General features: G+C 63.6%; 13 protein-coding genes and 2 tRNA genes. 2 read left to right on the top strand and 13 right to left on the bottom strand.

The window, feature by feature from the left end; all coding sequences use genetic code 11:
- Positions 1–453 precede the first annotated feature (453 nt).
- The 3 genes from OKB87_RS22940 to OKB87_RS22930 are packed head-to-tail and all read right to left on the bottom strand — an operon-like array spanning position 454 to position 4,664.
- A complete protein-coding gene (locus OKB87_RS22940) occupies positions 454–1,518 on the bottom strand; it encodes a lipocalin-like domain-containing protein (protein WP_270828593.1) in 1,065 nt (354 codons plus the stop codon).
- Positions 1,515–3,962: an ABC transporter permease gene (locus OKB87_RS22935; protein WP_270828592.1), complete on the bottom strand. Its 2,448-nt coding sequence runs from the start codon at positions 3,960–3,962 to the stop codon at positions 1,515–1,517. Before OKB87_RS22935 ends, OKB87_RS22940 begins: the two co-directional genes overlap by 4 nt.
- 21 nt (positions 3,963–3,983) lie before the next feature.
- On the bottom strand, positions 3,984–4,664 hold the full coding sequence (locus OKB87_RS22930) for an ABC transporter ATP-binding protein (RefSeq protein WP_270828591.1): 681 nt from the start codon (positions 4,662–4,664) through the stop codon (positions 3,984–3,986).
- A 197-nt stretch (positions 4,665–4,861) separates the two neighbouring features.
- Between OKB87_RS22930 and OKB87_RS22925 the strand changes: the two genes are divergently transcribed.
- A complete protein-coding gene (locus OKB87_RS22925; RefSeq protein WP_016351033.1) occupies positions 4,862–5,329 on the top strand; it encodes a DUF4357 domain-containing protein in 468 nt (155 codons plus the stop codon).
- Positions 5,330–5,436: 107 nt separating this feature from the next.
- Here OKB87_RS22925 and OKB87_RS22920 read toward each other — a convergent pair whose 3' ends face one another.
- The 10 genes from OKB87_RS22920 to OKB87_RS22875 form a co-directional block, all read right to left on the bottom strand.
- A complete protein-coding gene (locus OKB87_RS22920; protein ID WP_171282970.1) occupies positions 5,437–6,624 on the bottom strand; it encodes a Bcr/CflA family multidrug efflux MFS transporter in 1,188 nt (395 codons plus the stop codon).
- Positions 6,625–6,675: 51 nt separating this feature from the next.
- Positions 6,676–7,959 carry a hypothetical protein gene (locus tag OKB87_RS22915; RefSeq protein ID WP_270828594.1) on the bottom strand — a complete coding sequence of 428 codons (1,284 nt, stop codon included), beginning with the start codon at positions 7,957–7,959 and terminating at the stop codon, positions 6,676–6,678.
- A gap of 106 nt (positions 7,960–8,065) precedes the next feature.
- Entirely contained in the window at positions 8,066–8,626 is a 561-nt protein-coding gene (locus tag OKB87_RS22910; RefSeq protein WP_270828590.1) for a hypothetical protein, read from the bottom strand.
- A 147-nt stretch (positions 8,627–8,773) separates the two neighbouring features.
- Complete coding sequence (locus OKB87_RS22905; protein WP_270828589.1) at positions 8,774–10,198, bottom strand: FAD-dependent oxidoreductase; 1,425 nt, start codon at positions 10,196–10,198, stop codon at positions 8,774–8,776.
- A gap of 95 nt (positions 10,199–10,293) precedes the next feature.
- The gene (locus OKB87_RS22900; protein WP_118881051.1) at positions 10,294–11,112 is read right to left on the bottom strand and encodes an FTR1 family iron permease; all 819 of its coding nucleotides are present in this window, start codon (positions 11,110–11,112) and stop codon (positions 10,294–10,296) included.
- Positions 11,112–14,081: a YncE family protein gene (locus OKB87_RS22895; RefSeq protein ID WP_270828588.1), complete on the bottom strand. Its 2,970-nt coding sequence runs from the start codon at positions 14,079–14,081 to the stop codon at positions 11,112–11,114. Before OKB87_RS22895 ends, OKB87_RS22900 begins: the two co-directional genes overlap by 1 nt.
- 4 nt (positions 14,082–14,085) lie before the next feature.
- Entirely contained in the window at positions 14,086–14,535 is a 450-nt protein-coding gene (locus OKB87_RS22890; protein ID WP_024944945.1) for a hypothetical protein, read from the bottom strand.
- Positions 14,536–14,652: 117 nt separating this feature from the next.
- Positions 14,653–15,138 carry a YqhA family protein gene (locus OKB87_RS22885; RefSeq protein WP_011706364.1) on the bottom strand — a complete coding sequence of 162 codons (486 nt, stop codon included), beginning with the start codon at positions 15,136–15,138 and terminating at the stop codon, positions 14,653–14,655.
- 143 nt (positions 15,139–15,281) lie between these two features.
- Positions 15,282–15,357 (bottom strand) — tRNA-Asn (locus tag OKB87_RS22880).
- 2 nt (positions 15,358–15,359) lie between these two features.
- Positions 15,360–15,435 (bottom strand) — tRNA-Asn (locus OKB87_RS22875).
- A 491-nt stretch (positions 15,436–15,926) separates the two neighbouring features.
- Here OKB87_RS22875 and dauA point away from each other — a divergent pair.
- On the top strand, positions 15,927–17,723 hold the full coding sequence (gene dauA / locus OKB87_RS22870; protein ID WP_270828587.1) for a C4-dicarboxylic acid transporter DauA: 1,797 nt from the start codon (positions 15,927–15,929) through the stop codon (positions 17,721–17,723).
- Positions 17,724–17,970 lie beyond the last annotated feature (247 nt).

The raw sequence follows: 17,970 nt of genomic DNA, 5'->3' as shown, positions 1-17,970 counted from the left end.
AATCGGCTCAAACATGAAGAAATGAAATGACTGAGTCAGCCGAGAAGAATTTCCCCGCTTATTCGCACCTTCCCTAGAGCAGACCTAAATTTATTATTTTTCCAATAAACAACATAGCTACCGCACGGGGTTACAGCTCCCCGAGCGCTGTTTTTAACCAAGTTGAATAGGGGCAAACCATAGACGCTCCTTGGCTACCTTTCGGGGCTGAGAGTGCCGAGTGAGTAGGGTATCAAACGCAAATTAAATTAAGTGAGAAAAAAGTTAGTTAGAGCTTGGATTTTGAATGATTTTTTGACGAGGATCAGACTCAGGCAATATGGTAGGGGGTGATGCGGGGGAAAATTGAGTGATAAATCGGCAAGGAGGCTGTGGCCAACTGCTGGGAGATAGTTAACCAAGGTGATGCTTTGCTGACCTAGTCGGGCGCAGGTTTTCGGCAAAGTCGTCGGCTCAGTAGCCGGTCATCTCCAGATAGCCGACGCCTTTTGCGTCTCCCGAGACTAAGACCGCCCCCTCCCAGTAGTCAAAGCGCCCCGTCATGGCCTGATCGGGCTGGCGTGCCTGAATACGGAGGTTGAGATCCCCGGCCTTAAGCTGCCACTCGATGGGGTAGGGCTGCCCCTTGGGGCCGCGCCAGGTTTTGCCGGGGGTGAGGCGGATCTGCGCAGGATCCAGCACCCGGCTGCTGCCGTCTCGTTCAATCAGGATGCCGTAGCGGTTTTCTGGCTCAGAGCGTCCTGCCTTTGTGCGCAGGCGAAACAGCATCAGCTCGCGGCCATCTTCAAATTGCAGCGAAAACCAGTCCCAGCCCGATTGCCACTGGGCCAATACTGAGCTGCTCCACTCGTGATCGAACCAGCCCTCACCGCTGACGTTGCGGGTCTCGCCATCCAGGGTCAGGGTGCCGCTGATGGTCAGGCGCGGGTAGGAGTAGTAGAAGGAGGCGTTGCCCGGGCTCTTCTCGCTGTAACCCTGTTTGCCCTGCAGTACCGCCGGCTTGGCGGCGCTTACTTTCAAATCAAGATCCCCCGCCTTGCTCTGCACCTTGAGGGTGGCAGGAAAGAGCGATTCCCCTTGAGAGGTCAGAACCCACTCTTTCAGCCAATACTGACCGCCACTGGCGCCGGCGAGTCCTGGCCCCTGGCGACTGGTGCGCTCGTCCTGCTGGTGGCTGCCTTTGCTCACATCCGTGATGGCGAACTGGGCCAGCCAGAGCTGGGGTGTGAGCCAGGGGTTCTCCGAGGTGATCTCCTGCTCGATACCTTGGCGAAACAGGGTCCACTGCATGCCGTAGCCGCGTCCCTGCTCGTCTTTCAGGTTGCCGGTGAGATACCACCACTCGGATCGGTAGTCGGGGTGGGCACCGTGATCCGCAGGCAGGTGGATGGATTGACCCGGCAGGGCCTTTTTGAAGTGATCGTTGCCGCCGCCAAGGATGGCACCCAGATCGTTGGCACTGATCCCGGTGCCATACAGGGTACAGATCAGCGCCAGCGGCCAGATGATTGCTTTCATACCACTCTCCTTGCGGCGTACCAGGAGGCGAGCGCGCCACAGACGGGGGCGAGCAGGAGCGCCGTGACGGCGTGCAGGGGGGCGGCCTCGAAGGCCAGCCGCCAGCCGAAGGCGCGGGGGTTGACCACCTCAATCAGCACCCAGGCAAGGCCATAGCCCACCGGCAGTGCCAACAGCGCGGTGAGCAGCCCGAGGCCCGCCCCTTGCCACACCAGCAACCGGCGGCAGTGGCGTGGGCTCAGGCCAAGGCTTTGCAGGGTCTGCAACTCGCCGCGCCGGGCCAGCCCCAGCACCATGAAGGCCGAGCCGATGCCGACGAAGGCGATCCCCAGGATCAGTAACTTCAATAGCTCGGTCACCACGAAGGTCTGGTCGAACACCCTGAGGGCGGCGACGTGGATGGTGGGGGCGGGCAACAGGTTCACCCGCTCGCCAAACTGGGCCCGCAGGCGATCGGCGAGGCGATCAACGTGCGGGCTGAAGAGGGCCAGGGATTGCACCTTGCCCCCTTCGAAGGCGTGCAGTATCTGCCCCTTGTCGCTGCCGTAATCCTGATAGACGCCGGTGACGGTGAGCATTCGCGGCCCCTGCTCGCCGCTCACCTCGAGGCGCTGGCCCACTTTGACCCCGAGGCGCACCGTCAGCGGTTCGCTGGCCAGCACCTCGTCGGGAGTGGCGGGCCAGCGTCCGGTCAGCAGCGGATAGGCGGCTTTGAGCTCGGGGATAAAGTCCATCTGCGCCCACTCGATGGGCTGCCCCTGCCAGCGGGCCGGGTGCACCGAGCGGCGCGAGGCGGCGCGCACGTCCGGCGCGGCGAGGATGGTGTCGAGGGTCTGCTCGCTCAGGGCGCCCTTGTTGCCGGATACCCCCTTGGGGGCGGTGACATAGAGATCGGCTGCCAGGCGCTGGCCGAGCCAGATCTCCACGCTCGAGCGAAAGCTCGACACCATGACCCCGATGCCGATGGCCGCCGCGATGGCCAGTTGCAGCGCCATCACCGCGATGGCGGTGCGATCCAGGTGATAGAGGGTTTCGGCCACCCCAAGCCGGGCGCTGAGGGAGCCGCGCTCGCGTCGGCGCAGCCGGCCCAGCACGGCGCGCAGCACATCGGGCAGGGCGAGCGCCATGGCCAGCAGCCAGCCGCCGGCCACGAAGAGGGCGCCGCCCAGCCCGGTTTCTGGCCGCCACAGACAGAGCGCACAGAGCAGCAAGATGGCGATGGCGAGCCCCCGACGTTGCCAGGGATGAGCCGGCGGGCGGCTGTTGCCCTCTCGCAGCTCTAGAGGGGATTGGCGCAGCAGTTGCCACCAGCCGGGCAGGTTGGCGGCGAGCATCCCCAGAAGACCGATCACCAGCGCCTTGCCAAGGCTGGTGGGGGAGAGGCGCAGCAGATCGATGGGGTTGGGGCCATAGAGATCGGCCAGCGCCTGGGTGAGCTGCCCCATCAGGGCGAGGGCCAACAGGCTGCCGAGCAACAGCCCGAGCAGGGTGCCGATGCTGGCGAGGATCAGGATCTCCAGGGTCAGCCAGCGCAGCAGCCGGCGCGGCGGCATGCCGAGGATGATGAGCTGGGCCAGTTGGGGGCGGCGCACGCTCTGCACGAAGCGCTGGGCGTTGAACACCAGAAAGAGCCCTACCGCCATGGCGAGCAGGGAGAGCGCCGTGAGGTTCAGCGCCAGCGCATCGCCGAGCTGGCTGGCATCGAGCGCCGGGCTGATGGGCTCAAGCCACAAGGGCTTGGCGGCGAGTCCGGTTCCCTGCGCAGCCTGCAGGACGCGTTGCAAGGCAGTGGCCTCATGCTCGCTGAGCTTGAAGACGATGCGATCGAGCCGCCCCGCCTTGCCCAGCAGCGGCTGGGCGAGGCCGATGTCGGTCACCAGCAGCCGCTCCATGGGCACGGCGCCGGGCTCGAAGGTGCCGGCCAACGTGAGGGTCAGCGGGCGAGGCGGCGCCCCTTCACCGCCCCCCAGCACGAAGCGCCGGCTCTGGCCCGTTTGCCAGCCAAGGCGCTTGGCCTCGGGGGCAGCCAGCCAGACGCTGTCGGCGCGGGTGAGGGAGAAGGTGGGCTCTTTGTCTGGCGCGGCGCCAAACAGCCGGCGCAAGGGGCCAGGGTTGAACAGATCCATCCCCAGCAGCTGAAAACTGCGCCCCTGCTCATCTTGCAGCCAGCCGTGCAGCTGGGGCATGGCGTCGAGGTTCGGCTGGCTGCGCACCAGCGTCACATAGAGCTGTTCGTCCAGCCCGCCGTCCGGTGCCAGCCGGTAGTTCGCTTCCCCCGCCAGCTGGCTGCGGGCGGCGACGAAGTTGGTGCGGGCGCTGTGGTTCAAGAGCTCGATGGCCACCACCAGGGAGACCCCCAGGGTGAGCCCGACCAGGCTCATCAACAGCAGCCAGGGGTGGGCGCGATAGAGGCGCAGCAGCGCCTTGAGCGGCAGCGGCAACATCACTGCCCTCCGTGGCGGGCGTCAGTCATGGTGGCGCCCCTTGAGCTCGACCAGCTGGCCCCCTTCAAGGCGCAGCACCCGATCCGCCAGGGCGCCATAGGCGGGATTGTGGCTCACCAACAAGAGGCCGGCGCCGGTTCCGCGCACCGCCGTCATCATCAGTGCCATCACCTGCTCGGCGTTGTGTTCATCGAGGCTGCCGGTGGGCTCGTCGGCGAGCAGCCACTGGGGCTGGTGAATGAGGGCGCGAGCCAGCGCCACCCGCTGGCGCTGGCCGCCGGAGAGCTGCTCCGGCCAGGCGTGGCGCTTGTGAGCGAGATCGAGACGTTCCAGCAGGCCGTCAATGCGTGTCTCATCGCGGGCAAGCTGGTTGATGGCAAGGGGCAGGGCGAGGTTCTCGGCCACGGTCAGGGTCGGCAGCAGGTTGAAGTCCTGATAGACGATGCCGAAATGGCGGCCGCGCAGGCGGGCCCGCTCGTCAGGCGACTGGTTATCAAGGCGGGTCTCCCCCAGCCAGATCTCCCCCTCATCCGGGGGGAGGAGGCCTGCGATGAGGTTGAGCAGGGTCGACTTGCCACAGCCGCTCTGCCCCAGCAGCAGGGTGATCTCGCCGGCCGCCAGGGCCAGATCAAGGTGGTGAAACAGCGGCAGCCGTTCGCTGCCGTTATTAAAGCTCTTGCCGAGATTGCGCAGGGTCAGCATGGGATAACCGGTTGATGGCCAATGGCTTTCATCATGCCATGTACGTTGCTCCCCTGCCTAATGATCACGCGGCTTTGCCCTTGCGCGAGAGTGCCAGTTAGTGATCAAGGCTGCAAAAGAGGTGAGGATCCTGGCTGGATCCCGCTCGCCTGTGGTGGTTAGAATAGGGGCCTCCATGGGTCACAGGATGCGCAAGGATGTTACACAAGCAAGTCAGTTTTATCATCGACAGCAAGGGCAACAAGCAGGCTGCCGTGGTCCCCATCGAGATTTACAACGAGCTGATGACCCTGCAAAAGGCGCTCTCCGACAACAAGCCGGGCGAGCGCGAGCTTTACCACTTCAACGGCAAGGGGGCCGAGGCGCACGGTTATCCGGTGGGCAAGCGGCAGAACCCCGGCTTCATGGTGCTGGCGGGCTCCACCGCCAACGGCGAGGACGCGGCTTCCTTACGCGAGGCGGTGATCGAACTGCGCCAGGAGCTGCTGGGCAAGGGGATCCTGGCCCCGCGCAGCGAAGGGGGCTTCGTCTTTACTGCGGATCAGCTGTTCAACAGCCCGAGCCTGGCCGCTAGCCTGGTGGCGGGCAACAACCGCAGTGGGCTGGACGCCTGGCAAAACAGTGCCGGCTACACCCTCAAACGCTCGGGGTTCGGCAAGAAGTAGGCTGAGTTCTAGCCACTCGGCAGAGGATGGGTTGACAAGGTGCAGATAACACAAGGCCGCCCCCTGCGATGCAGGTGGGCGGCCTTGTTGCTTGTCGGGGCCGGAACTTATTTTTTGCCGGTCAGCAGCCAGTAGCTCAGGGTGGAGCCGAACCCGCAGCTGGCGATGGCGATGGCCATCGGTAGCGGGGATTCGGGGGGATTGAGGTTGACCAGGATCCCCACCACGGCGCCGATGCCAAAGCGCAGGGTGCCCGCCAGCGCCGAGGCGGTGCCTGCCGATTGCGGGAAGTGGCCCATCAGGCCGGTCATGGCGTTGGCCCCCACCAGGCTGATGTGACCGACGAACAACACCACCGGAATGACGATGCCCCACAGGCCGCCGGTCTGGCTCCAGGCGTTGTAGATGAGCAGGGCGCCGGCACAGGGCAGCACCAGCAGGCCGTATTGCAGCATCCGCTCGGCGCCCACCCCCTTCACCAGCCGGCTGTTGACGAAGGTAACCACCATCATCAGCAGGATGTTGAGGCCAAACAGCCAGCCGTAGTGCTCTGTCGGCACCTTGAAGTACTCGATGTAGACGTAGGGGGAGGCGCTCAGGAAGGCGAACATACCCGAGCTTGAGAGCGAGCCGCACAGCACGTAGCCCATGGCGCCGCGATGGGAGAGCACGCCCCAGTAGTTTTTCAGGATCTGGCCGAGGTTGAGGGGCTGTTTGTGCTCGGGCTTCAGGGTCTCCTGAATTTTCCACTGCATCATCAGGCAGATGAGCAGGCTTATTCCCACCAGCAGCCAGAAGATCACCCGCCAGTCGCTGTGGGCGCTGATGTAGCCGCCCACCACCGGCGCGACAAGAGGGGCGAGCGTCATCACCAGAATGACGAACGACATGGCGCGGGAGAAGGCCTCCTTCTCGAACAGGTCGCGCAGCAGCGCATTGACCACCACCGAGCCGGCTGCCCCGCCAGCTGCCTGCAACATCCGATACGCCAGCAGCTCGGGCAGAGAGTCCGCCATGGCGCAGCCCACCGAGGCGATGGCAAACATCACCAGCCCCGCCAGGATCACCGGCTTGCGGCCATAGCTGTCGGCGAGCGGGCCGTAAAAGAGCTGGCCGATGGCGAAGCCACCCAGAAAGGCGCTGATGGTGAGCTGGGCGCCGTCGATGCTGGTGGCCAGATCCCGGGCGATGGCCGGAATGGCGGGCAGGTACATGTCGACCGCGAGCGGGGTCAGGCCCGCCAGCGCGCCGAGCAGGATGAACAGGAAACGGGGGGAGAGGGGGGCGTGGGGCATAGGCTATCCAGTCTTGATGAGTGCGAAGTCAGGGAGTGACAAACATCCAGTCTACCAGTTTTGGTGACGGGGGTGATCCTGTATGCCGAGCCACAGGCCGGGCTCGGCGTGAAAGCGGGGGGCAAACCAGACCCGTTGGCCGCCGGCGGGCAGATCCTCCGGGCCGAGAGGACGCCGACTGAGCCGGCAGGCCCCTTGCGCCAATGCAAGACGGGCATCCCCCTGATACCAGCCATCGGTGACGGGCAGGGCCGTGGTTTCGCGCAGCAGCCTCACCCCCCACTGGGTTACCAGCGCCGGGCACGCCTGCTCGGCCAGCCTGGCGGCCCGGGTCATGGCTGGCGCCTCCGGTGGGGTGAGGGTGCAGAGCAGCAGCAAGAGGGATCCCAGCATGGCTGGCAGCTCGCCCCGGCGCGGCAGCCAGCCTGCCAGCAGCACAATACCGAGCAGGGTGATGGGGGCCAGATGGCGGGGATTGTCCGGGTTCTGGCCAACCAGGGTCCACAGCAGCAGGACGAGCCAGTAGAGGGGCCAGAGCACGGAGGGGGCTGGATTGCGATCCTTTGAGCGTTGCCAGAGTGGCAGTACCAGCAAGGCTCCCATCAACAGGGGCCAGAGCGGGGTCAGCTGCTCGTTGAAGGTACGGGCCCAGCTCAACAGCCGATCGCCGTGGGCCGCCGCCGTATTGCCCCACAGGGTAAAGTGACCGCCGGTAAAGCGCCGCCCCTCGCTGAAATAGGCCCAGCCGTCGGCCTGCCAGACAAACAGCAGGCTGATAAGCCCCACCAGCGCGATGGGGAGCACAAACCTGACGCGCGTTCCCTGCTGCGCCATCCCCAGCCAAAGGGGCAACAGGGCCAGCACGAAGTAGGAGGGACGCAGTGCCAGCATGAGGCCCAGCAGCAGACCCGCCAGCGCTATCTTGCGCTGTTGCAAAGCCAGGAGCGCGCCCAGCCAGGCGGCCAGCGCCGGCCCGTCCGAGAGGCCGGAAAGAGCGAGTGTCGGGGTGAGCGGCAGGGCCAATATCAGCAACCAGACCGGCGCCAGCAGGCTTGGCCGTTGCCACAATCTGACCGCGAGGGAGGCGGCGAGCGGCGCCAGCAAACTGCTACCCAAGAGGCTGGCCCACTGCACCGCCCGGGCGGGGTCGTCCACCAGCAGATTGATCAGCCGCGCCAGCCAGATAAAGGCGGGGTAGCCCGGAAAGTGGGGGGAGAACTCCAGCACGCTGAAGCGCACCACCCCGTGGGCGAAATTGAGGGCATCGTCGGAATCGAGCGCCACCGGGAAGGCCAGCAACCAGCCAAGCCAGACCAGTTGCAGCAGGGCAAGCAAGTAGGGTCGATTGGCGAAGCGTAATCGAGCGTGGCGACGCCCCCCTTCTTCCCGTGCGGGAGAAGGGCTGGGGATTAGGGGGGCCGTCGTCATCGATGAGAGGTCATCAAAGCGGTTCCAGCACGGCCATCAGCGCTTTCTCGGCCTCGGCGAAGGCGGCCGCATCGGCGGGTTTGGCGCCCACCCCGAACACCCCAGGGTTGCCGATGGCATCCAGCACCTTGGCCAGCGCCTGCTCAGCCGCCTTGCGATCCACCTCGCTCAGGGAGGGGAGGATCAAGTCGAGAAAGCGCTTGCTCTTGACCACCAGCACCTTGGCGGTCTGGTAGTCGCCAAGGTTCTGGCTGGCCCCCTCGAGACGGCGCTCGATCTCCGCCTTGTAGGCCCGGTTGAGCAGGGCTGCGGTGGCTGCGGCGTCTTTGGCCTTGATGGCGGCCGCGAGCGGTGCTTGCAGCTCGACCTTGTGGTGCTGTTCCAGATAGGTCAGCTCCTCGGCGATCTCGCTCAAGGTGGCGCTGGCATCTTTGCCGTCAGTGGCGGCGCCCAGCAGTGCCTCGCGCGCATCGATCAGCGGCTCCTTGCCGGCGGCGGCGTAGGAGTAAGCCTGCGCCTGCCCGCTGAGGGCCAGCAGCAGGGTGAGGGCGAGTAAACCCGGACGGATGGTCATCCTGTTCTCCTTATTTATGCCAAGAGGTTATGCCCATGGCGCGGCCATCAGGCCACGCTCTGGGTCTCAATCACGGTGTTTTCGTTGCGATGGTTGAAGGTGTTGCGGCGTCTGCCCACCTCTCTCGTTCACCACATTCAGGGGTCATCAGGCCACGCTCTGGGTTTCAATCACGGTGTTTTCGTTGCGATGATTGAAGATGGCGTGGCGTCTGTCCACCCCGTCAATCACCATGTCGGCGGCCATCATCCCCATCTCCATGGCGGTGTCGGTGAAGATGTAGCGGAATGTCCCCTGACGGCCGGTCATGATGAGGTTGCCTATCGGCATCAGCGCCTTGATGGCTTCGTTGCGACGGGCCTGATAGCCCAGATCCATCAGCGGATAGGCGTATTCGCTGCGCGCCTCGAAGGTCTCATCGCCAAGCTTGGCTGTATCGACGCCGAGGCTCGCGAGATCGGCGGTGACCCGGCCGCGCAGATCAGCGAGCGGCGCCTGCCAGGTGGCATCTCCCGGGTTGCAGGGGATCTCCAGCATCACCGAGGTCTGGCCCTGGGGCGCCATAAAGGGGCTGCGGCGGCGCGGCTCCTGCAAGCGGGTGGCCAGAATATGGGGGTCGGAGAGGTACTGCCAGGTGTTGTCCGACAAATTCTCCTGTTTGAGCGGCATATTGACGAAACGCAGGGATCGGTAGTGCAGATCGCACGGCAAGCCCAGATGCTGGCAGGTGAGCGGCAGCGGCAGGGTAGAGATCACCTGATCAAAGCGCTCGCTCTGCTCCACGTCATCTTGTGACCAATAGACCCGTTCGATGAGGCCATCAGCCTGCTCGAGGCGGGTGATGGTAGCGCCGGTTTTGAGCTCAACCCCTTTGGCAACCAGCCGCTCCCCCAGGGTGGTGAAGATCTGGCCGAAGCCGTACTTGGGGTAGCGGTATTTGCGGGCATAGGTACGCACCGAGATGCTGCCGTTACGTCTTGGCAGCAGGCGGCGCGCCACGTCTTTGAGATCGATCAGGCTGATGCGCTGACCGGCCCAGTCGGCGGAGAGCTGGTCCGGGTTGATGCCCCACAGCTTGCCGGTATAGCCCTCGAAGAACTGGCGATAGAGGGTGCGGCCGAAGTGACTCTGGATCCACTCGGCAAAGCTCGCCTTGGCAAAATCGGTGGGCTTCTTGGCAAAAGGCAACAGCAGCAAGTCTTTCACCGCCCCGGCCATCAGGGCGAGCGGCACCGTCTTGAGCAGGTTGGGCAGGTTCAAGGGGTAGTCATAGGTGCGCCCGCCGAAGCGGATGACGCTCTTGCGCTCGGCGTGGAGCAGATCGTCGCCCATCAGCTCGTCGATAAAGGCGAGCAGCTCGGGGTTCTTGGTGATGAAGCGGTGGCCGCCGTAGTCGAAGCGATACTCGCCGTCGCGCCCCTTGAAGGTCTGGGTGGCGCACATGCCGCCCACCACTGACTCCTGCTCGAACAGGGTGACTGCAAAACCGGCCTGGCGCAGGCGCCAGGCGGCCATCAGACCGGCAGGGCCGGCACCCAGTACCGCAATGTGTTGTGTGTTGTTGTCGCTCATGACTCTTTATCCGAAAAGCTGACCAAAAGAGAAGACGTTGAAAAGGCGGCCCCGCTGAGCCGCCTTGTCATCCGCTGCTGCGCCGCGCTGGGCGATCAGCGCTGGGGACGATAGTTGCGATGCCAGACGGTGACGAAGATCACCAGGTAGCTGGCCCAGGTCAGCAACTGCAAGCCGGCTGGTGAGGCATTGTAGCCAAACAGGGCACGCAGGAAGGTACCAAATACCCCCTGATCGTCGAGAATGTGACTGATGTTGAAGACCGGCGTCGTCCAGAAGGTGATGAGCCCGGCCGCCTGCAGCATGTTGACGGCGGACGACAGCAGTCCGGCGGCGATGATGATGATGAGCAGGCCGGTCCAGCGGAAGAAGGGGGCCAGCGCTACCTTGCGGGTGGAGCGCAGCAGCCCCCACACCAGCACCACCGACAGCAGCAGGCCGCCCAGCGCCCCCATCAGCCCCTCGTGCAGATCCACCCCTTGTCCGGAGTAGATCAGGGCCGAGAAGAACAGCACGGTTTCAAAGCCTTCGCGCATCACCGCCAGGAAGGCGAGCAGCACCAGACCAAACAGGTTGCCGCCGTCGATGGCGGCATCGATGCGCGCCGTCATGGCCCCCACCTGGGATTTGGCCTGCTTCTGCATCCAGACCGCCATGTAGGTGAGCACCAGGGTGGCGAAAATCAGGATCCCCGCCATCAGCAAATGGTTGTAGCGCTCGCTCTCGAACTGGCTCACCACCACCTGGAACAGGAAGGCGACGACGAGGGAGGCAAGCAGACCCAGCCCCACCCCCAGATAGACGAACTTGTTGTAGCGGCTCGCCCCCAGCTTGGCGAGGTAGGAGAGGCAGATGCCGACCAGCAGGAAGGCTTCCAGCCCCTCGCGCAGGGTAATGAGAAAACTTGCAAACATCAGGTTTGAGGCTCCGTAGCGGGCGTGACTGGGAGGGGCTGCAGGGTGAGTTGCAGCCGATTGAGTAGCACTATGGGTGGCTCCGGCAAGCTCGGCTCGGCGGCGCGCACCGCATCATTGACCCACTTGGGGTAGGTGCGGAAATTGAGTCTGATATCGGCCTTGAAGGGGCCCTTGGCATCCGCTGGCAGCGGCCAGGCTTCATCGCGCCAGCCATCGGCCGGAATGCGGGTGTCTTCCAAGAGCTTGGCGTAGCGCCAGAACTTGAGCCCCACCGGCTTGCCCTCGGCATTGCCGAACACTTTTCTGAACAGGCGTGCATTGTCGGGCACGGCGCCATCCACCGGCTGGCCGCTGGCAAGCACCCGCTTGCCGTTAGCGTCGGTGACGGTCAGCTCCAGCCAGAGTTCACGAAAATCGGCGACCCCGGTGGGCAGGGCGTGGCCGGCGCCGGTATTGGCGACCCGCACTATTAGCTCGGGCTGGCCACTCTGGTTTTCAATGCGGGCCGAGAGGGTGGCGCTTGAGCGCAGCAGCGCTAGGCTCTCCTGCTCGAGGGTTGTACTTCTCAGCCCCACCAGCTGGTGCTGGGCGCCGGTAAAGTTGTGGCGATAGAGCCGCTCTTTCACGGTGCCGTTTTCGGTGGACTGGCCGGACACCGGCGCGCCGCCGTTGCCCGGCTCCGGGTTCATGTGGCAGTCGATGCAGGTGCGCCGCTTGGCGGGATCGTCCGCTTTGGCGAAGCTGGAGTTCTCCCACTCGTCCCAGGTGTTGACGATGTTGGCGCCGGTGCCGGGGGCAAACTCGTTGTGGCACGACTTGCACAGGGCCGCGTCGCGGTAGAAATCCTTCTGGTAGGAGGCCTTGTGCATGGCGGGGCGGGCGTTGATCTGCCGCTCCGCCAGCCAGTGCTGGAGGCTGCCACCGGCGGCATCCTCGAACACATAGCTCTCGCGGTCTTTCAGATTCACGGTAAAGGCGCTGTTGCCGCCCGCATCTTCTACCTTGGTGATGCGATGGCAGAGCACACAGCCGGTGCCTTCTTCCACCACGGGCTCGCCTGCTTTGTGGGCGGCAATGAGCGAGGCGCCGCCCTGCTCGAACATGTGGGAGCCCTTGGGCAGATCCTGCTGGCCGTTCATCACCTGCTGGGGCATGTGGCAGCCCTGGCACCACTGACCGAAGGCTTCGCCCTCGGTTTCGCGAGCCAGCGCCTGCACCACCTTGTAGTAGGGGTGGGAGTTGCCCATCAGCCGGTGGTTGCTCTCGCTCCAATCCTGGAACGCCTGTTGGTGGCAGTTCTGGCAGGAGGCGGAGTTGAGCCACTCCTTGGGATGAGTGGTCGGCGCCTTGGCGGGATCCGTGCGCGGGGCATCGAGCCGAAGCCAGTTGGCAAGATAGGGGAGGTTGCCATCGGCGGTGACGAAGGCGTGCAACTCCTCCATCATCGCTTTCACTTCCGGTTGTGGCTTGGCGGGGTCGACCGGCTCGGCGCCATCGCGGGTGTCATGGCCCATGCCGCCCTGGGTCTGTTGGGTCATGCGCAGGTATTCGCCGATAAAGTCCCCCGCCACCATGTTAGCGAGGTTGGCGTGGCCGTTGATGGCGTTGTCGCCGCTCTGCTGGCGGTGGGCCGCCATCAGATAGCGGTTGGTGAAGTTGAACCCGTCCAGATGGCAGGAGTTGCAGCTCATCCAGTTGTCCCCCGCCATGGGGAAGCGGCTGTTGGCGGCAGTGTTGCCGAGGTTGAACAACTGTTCGCCGCGTTTGATCGCTTCGGGGCGCGGATCCGTCTCCACCAGCTTGGCGAAGTGGGGCAGATCCACGGTGACCCGGGCAAACGGGCCGCTGCCGCCGGTATTGAGGCGGGTGAGATCCTGCCCCATGACGTTGTGCACCAGGATGTGGTCGCCGTCTACAAACAAGTCCCGTGGATTCTGGCCCGGTAGGTGACGTAAGAGCTGGGTCGCCTTGGCGCCGCCTTGGAACTTCTTGCGGCGGTGGCGGTTGCTGTTCTGCTTGCCGCTGCGTGACAGGTCGAAAACCAGCAGATCCTCCGAGCCCGCCAGGGTCAGATAGACCCGTTTGCCATCGGCGGCGAAGCGTGCCGCAAACGGGTTGGAGACGATCTGGCTGCGGTTGCCGACGCTGGGCAGGTTGATCTGCAAGAAGAGCTGCTTGCGCTCGTCCACCCGCTCTTTCTCCTCATCGAGATCGATGATGGAGACGGCCGGGAAGACGGTGCTTTGAAACTGGAAGGGGTGGTCGAAGCTCCACAGCACATGGGGCAGCCAGGCTTCGCTGCCATCGGGGGAGAGGGTGATGCCGTCCAGCAGGCGCGGCAGGCCCTGCGAGTCGCTTGGGGTGTCGCTGTGGGTCTCGGCCAGGGTGATGAGCTTGGGCTTGGGCAGGGCAGAACTCTTCGCGTCCTTCTCAAGCTTGGCGAGATCATAGATGGCAAGCTGGCCGGTCATGGCGTGGGTGAGCAGCAGGCGATCGTCGTCGGTCAAGGCCAGCCCACGCGGGGTCTCGGCCGTGGGCACATCCAGCTGCAGCTTGCCCGCCGTGTCATAGGCCTGCAGGCGAGCTGATTCGAACAGCGTGACCCAGAACCACTGCCGCTTAGGATCGAAGATGACCCCGTAGGGGCGATGGCCGGTGGGGATCGCCTTGTCCAGGGTGAGATCATCATCCAGCAGCAGCAGGCGATCGCCGCGATAATCGCTCACCAACAGGGTGCCGTCATCTGCGCGGGCCAGCTGGCGCAGATCGCCCCCCAACTGCACCTCGTTGAGCCGCTTGCCAGTGTCCCGCTCGAGCAGGGTGACGGAGCCGGCACTCTGGTTGGCGGTGACCAGGCGCGGAGCGTTCCCCTCGTCATAGGCAATCATGGCGGCGCCCATCTCCTGGGCCGAGGCGGTCCCCAGCAGCAGGGTGGCCAACATCAGGGATAACAACAACTTCAACATAAGATCAGGTGCGCCATTTCAAGATGGTCCAGCGCCAGGCATGGCGCAGCACCAGAGGAGTCAACGCGAGCGCGCTCAGCCAGTGGGCCCAGCTGGCAAGGTTACCCAGGCCATCGCCCGGGGTGCCGTGCAGTACCAGCAGCAGCCCGCTGGCCAGACAAATCAACAGCAAGGCTTCGATGATGCGGCCGGTGGTGCGCAAGAAAGGCTTGCGGCTTTTGCGCAGCAGGCTGCGATGGGAGAGCCAGAAGGCGCCGAACAGCAGGGGGAACAGGGTGAGCGAGAGGGCGACGTGCAGGAACAGGTTCCAGCGTGCCAGCGACCAGAGCGGGGTCAGCGGTTCCCACAGCAGCAGGCCGGAGAAGAACATCAGATAGAGGGAGCCCTCGGCGGCCTGATGGTGATAGGCCAGCCACTGCCAGCAGTGTCGTGGTGAGAGGGAAAGGCTTGTCATAGGTGCTCCAACGCCCGGGCAGTGCAGCCCGGGGGAGCAAGTTTACAATGCAGGAAAGGTAATGAAAAGAGTTATCAATTCTGCTCTTGATGAACAAAGGCTGAATGAAAACCGGCGCTATTTGTGGTCCGCCAGCCGCTCGGTCACCGCGTAGATGAGTGCCGCGGTGGAGAAGGCGAGAAACACGATCACCGACCACTTCATCTCCACCTCGTTGCCGACCCCGTCATCCAGGAAGGCCTTGAGCACTTCAATCCCGGCAATGGTGACCAGGGAGTTGATGACGATGAGCTTGAGGGAGGCGAAGTTGATCTTGCTGAGCCAGTTGTTGCCGAGCGCCTCGCGCTGCTCCTGGGTCTGGATGAACTGCACATAGCCGCAGATGGAGACCAGTATCAGCATCTGGGCCACCAGCACGAAGTCCACCAGGGTGAGCACGCCGGTGATGAGATCCATGTAGTGAATGCCCACGATGTCGATGCACAGGGCATAAAGCAGCATGGCGAATTTCACCATCAGCAGGGCCACGCAGACCAGAATGCAGACATAGAAGGGGAACATCATCAACCGGCTGCCATTGAGCATGAAGTTGAAACGGCGCATGAAAACTCCTGAAGAGGGTGAGGTTGCGCTGATTATGGCGCGGATCCGCCATCGAGGGCATCCCTGTTTGCGCACAGAGGGCTGATGGCGGCAGAGCAAGCGGAAACGAAAAAAGCCCAGCCATAAGGCTGGGCTTTCGAATGTGGCTCCCTCGACAGGACTTGAACCTGTGACATACGGATTAACAGTCCGCCGTTCTACCGACTGAACTACGAGGGAATTGGCTCCTCCTACTGGACTTGAACCAGTGACATACGGATTAACAGTCCGCCGTTCTACCGACTGAACTAAGGAGGAATTGCCTGTCTCGTCGAGACGGTGCGGATATTAATGGCCCATCCGCCGGGTGTCAACCCGCGATCCGCTGCAAAAAGGGGATTTCGGCCCGTTTGCCCAAAACTTGGCCGCTGCGGACTATTTTCAGCACAATCAGCAGCTTGGCGTTGGCTTCTCGGGCGCAGTGAGACGGCTCAGTGGCATAAGGAGGGGATGGATGAGGATATGCCGATGCTCGGGATGGCATGGTCAGGGATAAGCAGCTGTCTTATGGCCGAGCAATGACAGATATAAAAGGAGGGGCAGGGGCACGCATAAGGGCGGGAGAAATTGGTTAGCAGGCGAAGTGAGTGTGCTGCGTAATGGTGAGAAAAGTGGTCGATATGCTGACAATAAACGGTAATTCTGCGTGGTAACGGCCATTCATTGATCCCGCCCATCGAAATATTTCATCGGCTGGGGTATGGTTGGCCAGGATACCATCGCCGTGTCGACAGCTCTGCCGGCCCTTGATGATGATCGGGCGCCGGTTCAATCCGGCCTTTATCTCCCTCTTCTGGTATTACGAATACATGCACAACCAAGCACCTTTGCAAAGCGTGAAGCTGGCCATTGCTTTACGCCAATCCTGTATTGACGAACCCTACAGTGTTCCCCGCTTCGGCCGCGACCTGATCGCCGGCATCACGGTCGGCATCATTGCCATTCCGTTGGCCATGGCGCTGGCCATTGCCAGCGGTGTGCCGCCGCAGCACGGTCTCTATACCGCCATCATTGCCGGCATCGTCATCGCCGTGACCGGCGGCTCCCGCTTCTCCATTTCGGGGCCGACCGCCGCCTTCGTGGTGATCCTCTATCCGGTGGCCCAGCAGTTCGGTGTGGGCGGCCTGTTGATGGCGACCCTGATCTCGGGCTTCTTTCTGGTGGCCATGGGGGTGGCCCGGCTCGGACGCCTCATCGAGTACATTCCGCCTTCGGTGACCCTGGGCTTCACCGGTGGTATCGCCATCGTGATTGCAACCCTGCAGATCAAGGACTTCTTTGGCCTGCACGTGCCTGAAATGCCGGAAACCTACATCGGCAAGGTCGAGGCGCTGGTCCATGCCCTGCCCAGTTGGCAGTGGGGGGATACGCTGGTCGGCATTGCGACCCTGGCGGTGCTGCTGCTCTGGCCGCGCCTGCGGCTGCCGGTGCCCGGTCACCTGCCCGCCGTGCTGGTGGGGGTGGGCCTTGGCTTTGGCCTGCATCAGTTCGGGGTGGACGTCGCCACCATCGGCAGCAAGTTCAGCTATACCCTGGCCGACGGCAGTCAGGGCATGGGGATCCCGCCCATCGCGCCGACCCTGGTAATGCCCTGGGCTCTGCCGGGGCCGGATGGCTTGCCGGTGGAGTGGAACCTGGCCGCCATCGAGCGCCTGTTGCCCGCGGCCTTCTCCATGGCGATGTTGGGAGCCATCGAATCCTTGCTCTGCGCCGTGGTGCTGGACGGCATGACAGGTCGCAAGCACAGCTCCAACGCTGAGCTGGTGGGGCAGGGGCTTGGCAACATAGTCGCCCCCTTCTTCGGCGGCATCACCGCCACCGCTGCCATTGCCCGCTCCGCCGCCAACGTGCGGGCCGGGGCTACCTCTCCCATCTCCGGCATCGTGCATGCGCTGGTGGTGCTGGCGGCCATTCTGGTGCTGGCGCCCTGGCTCTCCTGGCTGCCGCTCTCGGCCATGGCGGCCCTGCTGCTCATCGTCGCCTGGAACATGAGCGAGGCGCACAAGGTGGTGGAGCTGATCCGCCGTGCCCCCAAATCCGACGTGCTAGTGCTGCTGGTCTGTCTGTCGCTGACCGTCATCTTCGACATGGTCATCGCCATCACCTTCGGGGTGATCCTCGCCTCCCTGCTGTTCATGCGCGAAATTGCCAAGATGACCAAGCTGCACGATCTGGCGGATCACAAGCGCTATGCCCATGAGGTGCCGGAGCAGGCGCTGCTCTACAAGATCAACGGTCCGCTGTTCTTTGCGGCTGCCGAGCGGGTGTTCGGCGAGCTGGTAGCCCAGGTCAAAGGCCACAAACTGCTGGTACTGCAGATGGAGGCGGTCTCCATCCTGGACGCGGGCGGGCTCTCCGCCTTCCTGCAGTTTGAAAAGCAGATGGCCAAGGCGGGGGTGCAACTGAGGGTGGCCGAGTTGCAGTTCCAGCCGCTCAAGACCCTGGCGCGCGCCAAGGTGCGTCCGGTGCCCGGTCAGCTGGAGTTTTACGGCTCGCTGGAAGAGGCGCTCAAAGGCGAGCACTTGCACGAAGCGACTGGAAATTGATGGAAAGGGATACGAAACGGCATGTTTTTAGTCACTTGGTTCGGATAATGAGCAAACGAACGCAAAAAGTGAAAAATTGCATTGACCGCATGCCGTCGTATCCCGTACATTACGCCCCGTTCCAGCGCAACAGCGCAGCGAACACCGTGCTGGCTGAGCACGTTAAACAGCAGACCAAAATTTGGTGAGGTGTCCGAGTGGCTGAAGGAGCACGCCTGGAAAGTGTGTATACGGCAACGTATCGAGG

This window comes from Aeromonas sp. Y318-1 (assembly GCF_027706125.1).
Classification (GTDB): Bacteria; Pseudomonadota; Gammaproteobacteria; order Enterobacterales; family Aeromonadaceae; genus Aeromonas; species Aeromonas hydrophila.
The sequence above is the reverse complement of the archived record's forward strand: the minus strand, read 5'-3'. Positions and strand labels throughout refer to the sequence as shown.

Excerpts from the sequence above, each read along its gene's own strand:
- dauA (WP_270828587.1), top strand. The coding sequence starts at position 15,927 with ATGATGATCGGGCGCCGGTTCAATCCGGCCTTTATCTCCCTCTTCTGG.
- OKB87_RS22885 (WP_011706364.1), bottom strand. The coding sequence starts at position 15,138 with ATGCGCCGTTTCAACTTCATGCTCAATGGCAGCCGGTTGATGATGTTC.
- OKB87_RS22905 (WP_270828589.1), bottom strand. The coding sequence starts at position 10,198 with ATGAGCGACAACAACACACAACACATTGCGGTACTGGGTGCCGGCCCT.
- OKB87_RS22940 (WP_270828593.1), bottom strand. The coding sequence starts at position 1,518 with ATGAAAGCAATCATCTGGCCGCTGGCGCTGATCTGTACCCTGTATGGC.
- OKB87_RS22895 (WP_270828588.1), bottom strand. The coding sequence starts at position 14,081 with ATGTTGAAGTTGTTGTTATCCCTGATGTTGGCCACCCTGCTGCTGGGG.
- OKB87_RS22910 (WP_270828590.1), bottom strand. The coding sequence starts at position 8,626 with ATGACCATCCGTCCGGGTTTACTCGCCCTCACCCTGCTGCTGGCCCTC.
- OKB87_RS22935 (WP_270828592.1), bottom strand. The coding sequence starts at position 3,962 with ATGTTGCCGCTGCCGCTCAAGGCGCTGCTGCGCCTCTATCGCGCCCAC.
- OKB87_RS22930 (WP_270828591.1), bottom strand. The coding sequence starts at position 4,664 with ATGCTGACCCTGCGCAATCTCGGCAAGAGCTTTAATAACGGCAGCGAA.
- OKB87_RS22925 (WP_016351033.1), top strand. The coding sequence starts at position 4,862 with ATGTTACACAAGCAAGTCAGTTTTATCATCGACAGCAAGGGCAACAAG.
- OKB87_RS22890 (WP_024944945.1), bottom strand. The coding sequence starts at position 14,535 with ATGACAAGCCTTTCCCTCTCACCACGACACTGCTGGCAGTGGCTGGCC.
- OKB87_RS22920 (WP_171282970.1), bottom strand. The coding sequence starts at position 6,624 with ATGCCCCACGCCCCCCTCTCCCCCCGTTTCCTGTTCATCCTGCTCGGC.
- OKB87_RS22900 (WP_118881051.1), bottom strand. The coding sequence starts at position 11,112 with ATGTTTGCAAGTTTTCTCATTACCCTGCGCGAGGGGCTGGAAGCCTTC.